Genomic DNA, 12,307 nt, shown 5'->3' with positions numbered 1-12,307 from the left:
TAAAAAACACAATTAACTTAATGATTCATAGTCATTAAAATAAAAAAAAATAGTCATGAAAAAACTTTTTAAACTTTTTATGATGGGAATGCTAATACCATTACTGTCTTTGTTTTCCTGTTCTGATGATTTTTTGGATGCACCATCTGAAAATCAATTAACGCCGGGCGATTTACCGGAAGGAGTTACCGCTTTTGACGGAATTGCTGAGAGTTTGTATTTTAAACCCTGGTTTACTTTTAATGATAAATTCCTGATTGCTGTTGGAGATATGTATGCCGGCAATGCTTTTACCTTTGACGGCGCTTATGCACAGTTTAAAGATGCTCAGGTAACCTCACAAAACCCAATCCTGACAGAAGGATACACTTCTTTGTTTTCGGTTATCGATCAATCCAATAATTTAATGAGTTTAGTTGAAAACAGAAAAAGCGAATTGCCCGAAGCGTCTTATAAAAATGCCATAGCAATTTCAAGATTTATGAGAGCCAATGCCTATTTTTATTTGGTAAGAAGCTTTGGAGCAGTACCTATTATTAATAAAGCAGGAACGGCACCTCAGCCAAAAAGAAATCTTGTAACAGATGTTTACAAATTCATAAAACAAGATCTGGAATATGCTATTGAAAATTTACCTGCAACTTCAGTAAAAAAAGGATATGTTACCAAATTTGCAGCAATGGGAATTCTTGCAAAAGTGCATTTAACGTTAAACGAATATGGAGAATGTGCTGCTTTAACCCAGAAAATTATCGGAAATCAATATACTTTGATTCAAGATTACGGAAACTTATTTAGCAGTCCGGAGAATAACAATAGTGCCGAAAGTATGTTTGCCCTGCAATGGAAAGCAGTTGCTACAGAATGGGGAACACAAAATACAAATCAGGCCTATATAGTTCCGGGAGGTACCGGAATAACTGGCGGTGGAGACGGCTGGGGAGTTTATCTGCCTTCTATTTCATTGCAAAACGGCTTTGAGCCAAATGATACCAGAAAAAAAAGCACAATCATGACAGATGGTGACTTTTATCCTGAATTATTAAAAAATCAAGGTGGTTTTAGATATAAAAAAATATACTCTTCGACTGCGGCTAATTTCAGAAAGTATATTGTAGGTTCTGCTGCCGAAAGAAACGATGTGTTTTTTATGAGAACGTCACAAAACACAATTATACTTAGATATTCTGATGTTTTACTAATGAATTCCGAAGCGATTTTAGCTGGAGCGGGTTCAACCACTTCTGCAGCAGCTTTAAGCTCATTTAATGAAGTAAGAGCCAGAGCCGGATTGCCAGCCAAAACGATACTTACAAGAAATGACTTATTTAACGAAAGAAGAATTGAATTTGCACTTGAAGGACAATATTTCTTCGACTTAAAACGTCGTGGTCTGGCAGAAGCAACAGCAATTATTTCACAGCAGGAAGTAGGTTTTTATTCTGATGATGCCAGAACCGAATTGGTTTCCAGAAAGATTACTCCGGGAAGCAGCTATTTTGAACTGCCGTTACCGCAAACTGCTATTGATACTAATCCATCATTATTAGAGCCTCCGGTTCCTTTTAACTTTAACTAACTTTTACCATGATTAAGAAAATAACATATAGAATTATAATTCTTTTGGCATTGGTGTCTTTTACAGCTTGCCAAAATGACGATGCGACTACTGCAAATATAGATGCAATGGTTGCTGAACCGGGAGATCTGTTGAATCAGGCTTTTCCGTTAAACAAAGTCAGAGTTGAAGGTGAAGGTTTAAAAGGATTAAAAAAAATTACGCTGGACAATAAAATTGATATTAGTTTCAATCCAAATTATAATTCAGATAAAGCGTTTATTTTTACTATTCCTTTTGATGAAAAACTAGGAAGCAGATTTGGTGTACAGCCTATTACGTTTGTAACAGGATCAGGTTCAGTAACCAAAAATATTGAGATTTTACAGCCAGTTCCAACCATTACAAAAACAACTCCGGCTGTTGCAACTCCTGGATTTCCATTGGAAATAGAAGGAACCTGGTTTTATAATGTTTCTTCGATTACTTTAGGAGGCAAAACACTAAGTTATACGCTAAAATCGTCTTCTTCGATTATAATCGGTTTACCTTCAGATGCCGTTTCAGGATCAGAGCTTGTCGTAACCACTCCGGGAGGTTCTGCAAAGAAAACAATCAATTTTGCCACCGTAGTTCTTGTATCTGATTTTGACGGAAACGGCAGCAGACGCGATTGGACCGCTTATGGCGATATCGATAGTTTTAACGCAAATACTACTGGCGGCCCATCTGGCAGTTATGCAACATTAGTATGGGCAGGTTCTACTGCTAATGGTTACAACGGAAGCAGCGCTGGAGGCGGGGCTGGTTTCTTAAGTGCTTCAAATAATGATGCTTCAAAAACTTTCATAGATATTGATGTAAGTGCCAATGTTGTGGGTGCTCAATTTGCGATTCAATTAAATACTATTGATGGTGTAAACTATGGTTTTAATTTTAAAGTAACCGATGTAAACTGGACCACAAAAACCATATTATTAAGTGATTTTAAAGATAATTACGGATTTGGTTCGAATACAGCTGCAACATTAGATCCTTCTAAAATCAACGAAATTAAAGTTGGAGTTGCTCAGGGAGATTCACCAAATCCTAGTGCAATAAAATACGATAATATTAAAATTCGATACCAATAATTATTGGTCTTGTGTTTTAATCTTTAAACTAAAAAAAGAGGTTGTGCCACAAAAACAACCTCTTTAATAACAAAAAAAGCAGAAACTATAAATAAGAGTATTCAAAATCACAAAAGGATATTCTATAATAAAAAAACAGTATGAAAATTAAATTTTTACTAATGCTGACTGGTATTTTCTTTTTTTTGAATTCTTGTTCAAAAGAAGACAATATAGCCACTAATACTTTAGAAACACCTGTTGCAAACGCACCAAAAGACATAAACGATGCAGGTTTTAGAGCAAAATGGATGTACGTTTCCCATGCAAAAAGTTATCTTTTGGATGTTTCAACAAGCGAGAATTTCTCCTCTTTTGTCCCAAATTACAATGCAAAAGAAGTTACTGATTTAAACGAAGTTATCGTAGGTTTAACTGGAGGTTCACAATATTATTACCGAGTTAGAGCAAAAAATGAGACAGAAACTTCGGGTTATTCAAATGTTATTAGTGTTGTTACCACAGGTTCGAGCAACATTCCTGAAGATCCTACATTCTTAAAAGTAAAAGCAAATAAATTGGCACATCCATTTTTTGTAGGTATGGCAATAAAAGCTTCACAATTAACTACTGGAAGTCCTTATGATGTTATTTTGAAAAATGAATTCAGTAGTATTTCTGCTGAATACGAGATGAAAATGGATCAAATTTCTACCGCAAGCGGCGTTTACAACTGGACTGTGGCGGATAAAATTGTTGCTTACGGAAATACTAACGGAATCAATGTTCACGGTCATGCTTTGGTTTGGCATAATTCAGTGCCAAAATGGTTAAAAGATTTTTCTGGTACCGATGCCGAATTTAAAGCAGAAGTAAAAAAGTACATTACAGATGTTGTTACTCATTATGCCGGAAAAGTAAAATCGTGGGACGTAGTTAACGAAGCAGTAGATGACAATGGCGGAGCTATGAGAAATACTATTTTTCTGCAGCGAATGGGTGCAAATTATGTAAAAGATTGTTTTCAATGGGCAAGAAATGCAGCAACCGCAGCAGGAGATACATCCTTATTATTGTTTTATAATGATTATGCAACCTCAACTAATATCCCAAAACAAAACAAAGTTTTTAGCCTTGCAGATGATTTAAAAGCAAGTAACCTTATTGATGGCATTGGTTTTCAAATGCACAACAACTATTTAAATCCAACAAAAACTCAAATCGAAACCGATCTTAACAAAGCGGCAGCAAAAGGTCTGAAAATTCATATTTCGGAATTAGATATACAAGTAAATCAGTCGAATGACATTTCAACTTTCACAAATGAAAGAAGACTGGCTCAAAAAGCAAAATACAAAGAGATTGTGCAGCTCTATAATGCACTTCCTGCAGCAAATAAATATGCCTTAACAATTTGGGGAATGAAAGATAATGAATCCTGGATTCCGTTTAGTACGGAACTTAACCACCCGGGAAATGACTGGCCTTTATTGTACGATTCAAATTTTGCAATTAAAAGCTCTCATACTGGATTTCTGGAAGGCTTAGATTAAATTTTTTAAAACTATAATACTTTACTTCAACTATTAATAAACCAAAAAATTAAATTATGAAAAAATTAAATTTGTTAGCATTAACAGTGACATGTGTATTAGGTTTAGGATTTACTTCCTGCGGAGATGACGTAACCCCGGCAGCAAAAGATCAATCTGCAAATGCGAGTACAAAAATCAGTACGAGCAAAGCAGCCGGTGCGCCATGGATCAAACAATTTGAAGATACTTTTGATGTAGGTTCAAGTTTGTCACAATGGACAAAAGAACAACGAGCAGATTATAATTCCTGGTATTGCGACTATGCTAGTTCAGTACCTACAACACAATGGAGAGACGGAAAACAATGTTTGGAAATCAAGACGACAAAATTGAGCACATACAAATATCAATCCGGGTTTATTTCTTCTAATTATCAATATAAGCCTGAAAACAATACAGAATATATGCTTTCTGCCAATATTAAACTCGTAGCGATGGATGGCGGAACTTACAAGTCTTTCACACAAACTTACGGTGCCTGGCCTGCCTTCTGGTCTGTACAGCAAAATGCCTGGCCAACAAAAGGGGAAATTGATATTATGGAAGGTTATTCTTTTGCCCCTAATTCAAGTCGCTTTACTTCAAATCTTTTTTATGGAACTTCCAGCGGAGCAAACCTATTAGGAAATTCTGCAGAGAGAAACTATCCGGGCAATTTTGATATAAACGGAAATGGTGGATGGCATTTATATGAGTCTTATTGGAAAATGAAAAACAATGTCGTAACAGTTACTATAATGGTAGATAATGTAACCGTAGCAACATATACTAATGGTAGTGCAGGCAATCTTAACTTAAATAATTTCGGGCCGCATTCAATTATATTTAATCTAAATGTTGGATCAAAAGATTCCAATTTTATAGACCCTAATAAAATCAATTTGTTTTCGACTGTAATGATGTGGGTAGATGATGTAACAGTTTACAAAAGACCAATTTAATTTATACTATAGTTGATTTTTATTTTGAAATTAATTAAAAAAAATACAGTCTTCATTTCAAACAAGTTAAATTAATAATGAAGTTTTTTAATCATTGTAAAATCCTTAAACCATTAATTTGTTTTACCGCAAAGATTACAACAGGATTATTAAGTTTAGAGTAAAAAATAAAACCACTATTTTAAATTAAAATAGTGGTTTTTGCAATTAATAAATAAGCAAGATCTAAAATTACAAAGTAAATCTCAAAATCTATTGAAACAAGCAAAAACCAATAAAAAAACAAAAACTGCTTTTTAAGACAAGAAAAACTTCTATTGACAATAATTGAAACAAAAATGATGCTTCAAATATGTTATTAATAGCTTCAAAATTGACAATCTTTATTTCAACTTTACAGCTATTTTTACCCTTAGTATTTTTATTAAAACTGAAGCAAAAAGAAGTATTCGCTTTTTGATAAAAGATCTTTATAAAATAATTTTCAATAAGTACAATGGTAAAAAGCAAAGAAAAAACAGCAGGTATATTGGGGAGTAATACATCGCAAAAACTTTCTATAGTAGAAAAAACAGGTTATGGTTTAGGTGATTTTGCCGCGAACCTCATTTTTCAGACTTTGCTCACTTTCCTTGCTTTCTTTTATACTGATGTCTATAAAATTCCTGCCGGCACAGCAAGTATTATTATCTTTACGGGTGGTTTTATCGGAGCCTTTTTTAATATTATTATGGGAATAATTGCTGATCGAACCCAAACCCGATGGGGAAAATTCAGGCCATGGATATTATGGACGGCCTTACCGTTTGGAATTGCCGCTGTTCTCTCTTTTTTAACTCCAAATTTTGGTCAAAACGGCAAAATAATTTACGCTTTGCTGACTTACTTTTTTCTGGTGTTGATTTATTCAGCAAACAATTTGCCATATGTTGCTTTAAGCGGTGTTTTAACGGGAGACATGAAAGAAAGAAACAGTCTTTCCTCCTATCGTTTTGTAGCAGTAATGATTGCCCAATTTATAATTCAATCCCTTTTATTGCCATTTGTTTCCATACTGGGACATGGTGATAAAGCAGTTGGATTTCAAAATACCATGATCTTATTTGCTATTACGGGAATTATTTGTTTATTAATCACTTTTTTTACCACCAAGGAAAGAATTACACCTGCAAAGAATCAGGAATCTTCCATTAAACAGGATTTTATTGATTTGTCTAAAAACAGGCCTTGGCTGGTTATGCTGCTGGTTACTGTTCTGGTATTTATAACCTTGTCTTTAAAAGGAGGAATGTATGTTTTCTATTTTAAATATTATTTAGATCCTGCTGCACAAAGTATTTTTTTAAATGATATTGGATTTACTGCATTTATCGACCATCTGAATAATTCATTAACATCGATGGGATTTGTTAGTTTCCAATGGCCAAAAGATGCTCCTACTTCAGCATTTAGTCTTTTCAATGCCGGAGGTATTATTTTTATGATCTTTGGAATTATGTTTTCAAAACTTCTTGCAGATTCCTTTGGTAAAAGAAATATTTACATCACTTTTATTTTTTTATCTGCTCTTAGTTTGCTGCTATTTAATTTTTATAATAGAACGGCTATTGCAATGGTTTTTTTGACCCAATTACTACATGGGTTTATTTACGGAATAACTATTCCTTTATTATGGACTATGATTGCCGATGTGGCTGATTACAGTGAATGGATAAACAACCGAAGAGCGACTGCTACTGTTTTTTCGGTAATGATTTTCGGGCTAAAAATAGGAATAAGCATTGGCGGGGCATTAGGTGCGGCTTTTTTATCTAAATATGGTTACGTAGCCGAAGAAGTCAGTCAAATACCGGCAGCTGTAGAAGGAATTAAACTTTCGGTAAGTATTTATCCTGGCTTTATATTCATTATTAGTGCAGTCTTGTTGTGTTTTTACAACATAGATAAAAAAATGGAAATACAGATTGAAACAGATTTAAAGCAAAGAAGAGAATGCTGAGGGATTGTTTTGTAGATTGTAGATTGTAAATTGTAGATTATAGATTGTAGATTATAGATTGTAGATTATAGATTATAGATTGTAGATTATAGATTATAGATTATAGATTATAGATTATAGATTATAGATTGTTGATTATAGAATTGTGGATTGTTGATTGTTGATTGTTGCTTCTGGATTGTTGATTGTAGATTGTTGATTGTCGAATGTAGATACGACTTGTAAAAAAGAAAGTGATTCTCTATACTAAAAAAACAAACAGCGCATTAAAAATGCGCTGTTTGCCAATTACTAACTTAACTCAAACTACCAAAATTTAATTTTTTAGTAACCAGGATTATTATCACTTGGTTTTATATTAGGATTAGAAGATGTTTCTCTATTAGGTATCGGCCATAACTCATTCTTACCAGCCTGAAAACCAGTATTAGCCAATTCAGTACTGGCGTTGCCCCATCTCATAATATCATCAAAACGGCTTTGCTCACCTGCAAACTCTACTTTACGTTCATGCACAATGGCAGTAAAAACTGCATCTTTTGTGGGTGCAATCGAAGTTGTTAAACCTGCACGATCTCTAACCTGTTTGATATAGGCAATGGCGGCAGTTTGTGAACCTCCATCTCTTTGGTTTTCGCATTCTGCTTTCATAAGCAATACATCTGAATAACGCATAACTTTGAAGTTAATACTGGATTGCGTAGCCTCATCTTCTTTTTTATAATAGTTTTGATATTTTTTCCAGCCCGCTTTTCTAAGGCCTGCAGATGTATTAAAATTTTCTGCTGTCATAGTAAGGGTTCCATTTAAATATTTAGATCCCGGCACATAAAAAGTATCTCCAAAACGTAAATCTCCCGGTTCAAATGAATTTAATAAATTGTCTGGAGGATATACATTGAACCAGCTTAAATTACCATATTCCTGACCTCTCAGAGTGGACTCAGCAAAACCGGTTCCGCCGCTATTTCCGGCATCATCCCATTTATTCCCCGTTCCATTGTTTTCATTAAATTCAATTTCGTAAATAGATTCTTTACCGTGCTCCGTTTCTTCCATAAAGTTGTTGTAAAAACTGCCTTTATCTTCCAGACTGAATCCTGTAACATTATTTAAAGCAGTTAAAGCCTGATCGTATTTTTTTTCATACAATAATACTTTACCTAAATAAGCATAAGCTGCTTCTTTGGTCGCTCTTCCTTTTTGTTCTACACTTTTAGACAATAGGTTTTGAGAAGCAAATTCTAAATCGGCTCTAATCAAATTATAAATTTCTGCCTTAGGACTTCTTGCTGCACCTACGATTGTTCCGGTTTTATAAATGGGCAGATCTCCAAAACGATTTACTAAAAGAAAATAGTAATAGGCTCTTAAAAAATGGGCTTCTCCTAAAAATTTATTCTTTCTTTCCTGTGATAAAACTGACTCTGATAAAGCGTTAATCTTAGCCTCATTATCTAATACAAAATTTGCTCTGGATATTCCTAAAAAGCAAGATTCCCAGTAGTACTGAATAATATCATTTCCAGCATTAAAAGAAAAATCCTGAAATGGTTTTTTATTTCCTTCTAACTGTGGATTTCCAGCAGCATCCTGCCCCATAAGATCCATTGCAAAAGCAAGATTCCTTGCATAAAGTCCTCTTGTCTGCAAATTTGCATAAGCTGCATTTACAGAAGACTCAACCTGCGCTTCGGTTTTAAAGAAAGTGTCAGGCGATAAAGTATTTGGATTAGTTAATTCTAAATCCTGAGTGTCACATGAATTTAATGCAAAAACTCCCAACAATACTGCAACTATATATTTTATTTTTCTCATCATCTTATATATTAAAATTTAACATCCAGTCCAAAAATTACTGATTTTGGCTGTGGGTATCTTCCTAAGTCAATACCTGCGGAATTTGCATTAGCATCTGCACGTGCAATTTCAGGATCTAAACCAGAATAATTGGTTATAGTGATAAGATTTTGCCCGCTTATATAGAATCTTATATTTGAAAAATGATTGTCAAATGTTTCTCCTGATAATGTATATCCTAAAGTAATATTTTTCAATCTTGTATACGAACCATCTTCGATATAGCGCTGATTAGCAGAAGACCAGTTAATATCTGCACCCTGCGCTCTGGGTAAAGTGGCTGATGGATTGGTAACTACTCCGTTTACTACAATTGCTCTGTCCAGAACTTCTGTACTAGCATTAAACAAACGATTCATGCCTGTCAAGTCAAATTTATTGGCATTATAAATGTCGTTTCCTTGAACTCCTGTTATGAAACAATTAAAATCAAATTTTTTATAAGCTGCCGTCAGATTTAAACCGTATGTAAAATCCGGATATGGATTTCCAATATTTGTTTTGTCATTTGAATTAATAACTTTATTGCCATCACGATCAACGATTTTAATATCACCCGGTTTTATAATAGTTTGCCCGGGTCCAAAAACAGCATCTACTTCTGCCTGGTTTTGATAAATTCCATTTGTTTGATAGCCATAAAAATAGAATAATGGCTGACCTACTTCTAGTCTTGAAAAGTTTTCTAAACCAGCTCTTGCTGTTGGACCGCCCAATACACTGGTAACGCCCGGCGCTAAACTTGTCACTTCATTTTTACTTGTTCCAAAATTAGCTATGGCTGACCATGTAAAATCTCCTTTTCTATCATTGTAGCCTAATGATATTTCGTATCCTGATACTTTTACGTCGGCAATATTCTGGATTTGAGTTCCTCCACCTGCAGATCCTACAGAAGCTGCTAATGGAACCGCAAATAGAATATCGCTGCTTTTATTGTTGAAATACTCGAAAGATCCGGTTAGTTTTTCATCAAAAAAACCAAAATCCAAACCTATGTTTCTGTCTTTTTTAGATTCCCATTTCAAATCCGGATTAGACGCAACTCCCAGAGAAACACCAGGTGCATTTCCTCCGTTGATTGGATAATTGTAATCTGCGAGTAATGTTGCGGCGTATTGATAATTGTCTATTCTGTCATTTCCTGTTGTTCCTGTACTTGCTCTAAGTTTTAATGTGCTAAAAACAGAATTTTCCATAAAACTTTCCTTAGCTATATTCCAACCCACAGCAAATGAGTAAAAATTACCCCAGCGGTTATTTGCTCCAAAACGAGAAGAAGCATCCCTGCGTCCTGAGGCTGCAAATATATATTTATCATCATAATCATAATTGATACGGGCAATATATCCTATGTTTTTTTCGACAAAATTTGAAGAACTTAAACTTCCCTCATTATATCTCAGTTGATCAATTTCGTCCGAAATATTGTAACGGCTTCCTGCAGCTAAATTTTGTCCTTTTCCATCAATTTTAGTTATAACTCCTAATACCTCAATATTATGCTTGGCAGCAATAGTAGTTTTATAAGTTAAACTATTATCAAAAACAATATTTTGTCCCTGTGCATTTGTTTCATTAGTTGTAGAAAATGCTTGTTTATGATAGGAACCGTCATTATAACTAGGAACAAATGTATGGTCTTTACCAGTGTAATAATCTAATGAAACCTGTGATCTGAATTTTAAGCCTTTGAAAATTTCTAATTCGGCGTAAATATTTCCTATTATAGATAAATTATTAATTTTCTGATATCCTAAATTTGCTACACGTACTGGATTTTCGGCATCATTACCATCAATAGCACTAGGTCCTTGATATCCGCCTAAATTTGCATCATTGTATATTGGTAAATACGGCGCCATTTTAATAGCATGTTCCAATAAGGTTCTTCCTCCTGAACTACGCTCTGGATTTATGGTACTAAAAGATACTCCAATATTACTTCCAACCTTAAGTCTGCCAATATCCTGCGTATTATTAGCTCTGAAAGAATAACGTTCAAAACCGGTATTAATAACGGCACCTTCCTGCTTTAAATATTCAGCAGAATAACGGCTTGTGGAAGTCTCTGTACCGTTTGAGAAACTTAAATTATAATCCTGCATCAAACCATTTTGAAAAATTTGGTCCTGCCAGTTGGTGTTTATATTTCCAAATTCTGCCGCTCTTGCTGTTAAATCACTTCCTAAATCTTTGGCATACTGAAGATATTGCTGCGTATTCAATACATCATACCTTTTCGTAATTGTCTGATAACCGATATAAGTGCTAAAGTTTAACTGACCCGGGCCTTTTTTTCCTTTTTTTGTAGTTACCATAATTACACCATTAAAAGCCTTTGAACCATATAAAGCCGTTGTCGAAGCATCTTTTAATACCGACATTGATTCTATATCATTAGGGCTTAATCCTGATAAATTATTCGTTAAAACGCCGTCAATTACATATAAGGGAGCACTGTTTCCCATTGTGGCTAAACCTCTAATGGTAACTGTAGGATTAGAACCCGGAGCACCATTTACAACAGTCACACCTGCGGCCCTGCCTTGTAAAGCTGACTCCGCATTAGTAATAGGTACAGCCGCGATATCTTTTGAGCCAACTGTTGAAATTGCTCCGGTTACCTTAGTTCTCTTTTGGGTACCATAACCTACGATCACTTCATTTAAGTTTTGTGTCGATAATGCTAGTACAACATCAATTGTAGTTCTGGTACCAACCGTTATTGTTTGTGAAATCAAACCTACAAAAGAATACGTAATCTTATCTGTAGGGCTAACGTCTTTTAGGGTGTATTTACCATCAAAATCTGTTGATGTGCTGTTTTTTGATCCCTCTACATTCACACTGGCACCAGGCAAAGGAAATCCCGATGGATCGGTAATTACCCCTTGTACCGTCTTTGATTGTGCAATCAGATTCTGACTGCAGATTATTAGCAATGTGATTATTGCAATTCTGAATTTTAAAATCATTTTTAGTGGTTTTTTGATTAGTTTAAATAGTTGTTTGGTTGTAAAGCTTATTTATTGTTTTGATTATCAAAGAGCTTATAAGCTATTTTTAGTTCCTTTTAAATTGATTAAAAAAAGGCTGACAATAAATAATTTTGGTTTTCATTTCATACTGTAATTTTTTAAAAAATGTTAATACTTACTTCTTAAATTGTTTGATTTTCTTTGAATCCAAAAATATAAGGTTAACATACATTTCACCTATTAAAAATGTTGCAAAAACTA

The 12,307-nt window shown here is 34.3% G+C and carries 7 protein-coding genes; 5 read left to right on the top strand and 2 right to left on the bottom strand.

The genetic code is table 11. From position 1 onward, the window contains the following. Positions 1-55 precede the first annotated feature (55 nt). The 5 genes from AC1RRQ_RS00745 (at position 56) to AC1RRQ_RS00725 (ending at position 7,205) form a co-directional block, all read left to right on the top strand. Entirely contained in the window at positions 56-1,579 is a 1,524-nt protein-coding gene (locus tag AC1RRQ_RS00745; protein WP_493020456.1) for a RagB/SusD family nutrient uptake outer membrane protein, read from the top strand. 8 nt (positions 1,580-1,587) lie between these two features. Next, on the top strand, positions 1,588-2,691 hold the full coding sequence (locus tag AC1RRQ_RS00740) for a hypothetical protein (protein ID WP_493020454.1): 1,104 nt from the start codon (positions 1,588-1,590) through the stop codon (positions 2,689-2,691). Positions 2,692-2,831: 140 nt separating this feature from the next. After that, positions 2,832-4,223 (top strand): endo-1,4-beta-xylanase, encoded by a 1,392-nt coding sequence (locus tag AC1RRQ_RS00735; RefSeq protein WP_493020452.1) that lies wholly within the window; start codon positions 2,832-2,834, stop codon positions 4,221-4,223. 56 nt (positions 4,224-4,279) lie between these two features. Next, a complete protein-coding gene (locus AC1RRQ_RS00730) occupies positions 4,280-5,206 on the top strand; it encodes a glycoside hydrolase family 16 protein (protein WP_493020450.1) in 927 nt (308 codons plus the stop codon). 496 nt (positions 5,207-5,702) lie between these two features. Beyond that, a complete protein-coding gene (locus AC1RRQ_RS00725; protein ID WP_493020448.1) occupies positions 5,703-7,205 on the top strand; it encodes an MFS transporter in 1,503 nt (500 codons plus the stop codon). 324 nt (positions 7,206-7,529) lie between these two features. On the opposite strand, the gene AC1RRQ_RS00720 is transcribed toward AC1RRQ_RS00725, so the two are convergent. Then, entirely contained in the window at positions 7,530-9,026 is a 1,497-nt protein-coding gene (locus tag AC1RRQ_RS00720; RefSeq protein ID WP_493020446.1) for a RagB/SusD family nutrient uptake outer membrane protein, read from the bottom strand. Positions 9,027-9,034: 8 nt separating this feature from the next. Next, a complete protein-coding gene (locus tag AC1RRQ_RS00715; protein ID WP_493020444.1) occupies positions 9,035-12,043 on the bottom strand; it encodes a SusC/RagA family TonB-linked outer membrane protein in 3,009 nt (1,002 codons plus the stop codon). Positions 12,044-12,307: the final 264 nt, after the last annotated feature.

It is taken from the genome of Flavobacterium sp. GW821-FHT12A05 (assembly GCF_058807735.1).
The sequence above is the reverse complement of the archived record's forward strand: the minus strand, read 5'-3'. Positions and strand labels throughout refer to the sequence as shown.

Excerpts from the sequence above, each read along its gene's own strand:
- AC1RRQ_RS00730 (WP_493020450.1), top strand. The coding sequence starts at position 4,280 with ATGAAAAAATTAAATTTGTTAGCATTAACAGTGACATGTGTATTAGGT.
- AC1RRQ_RS00715 (WP_493020444.1), bottom strand. The coding sequence starts at position 12,043 with ATGATTTTAAAATTCAGAATTGCAATAATCACATTGCTAATAATCTGC.
- AC1RRQ_RS00740 (WP_493020454.1), top strand. The coding sequence starts at position 1,588 with ATGATTAAGAAAATAACATATAGAATTATAATTCTTTTGGCATTGGTG.
- AC1RRQ_RS00725 (WP_493020448.1), top strand. The coding sequence starts at position 5,703 with ATGGTAAAAAGCAAAGAAAAAACAGCAGGTATATTGGGGAGTAATACA.
- AC1RRQ_RS00735 (WP_493020452.1), top strand. The coding sequence starts at position 2,832 with ATGAAAATTAAATTTTTACTAATGCTGACTGGTATTTTCTTTTTTTTG.
- AC1RRQ_RS00745 (WP_493020456.1), top strand. The coding sequence starts at position 56 with ATGAAAAAACTTTTTAAACTTTTTATGATGGGAATGCTAATACCATTA.
- AC1RRQ_RS00720 (WP_493020446.1), bottom strand. The coding sequence starts at position 9,026 with ATGATGAGAAAAATAAAATATATAGTTGCAGTATTGTTGGGAGTTTTT.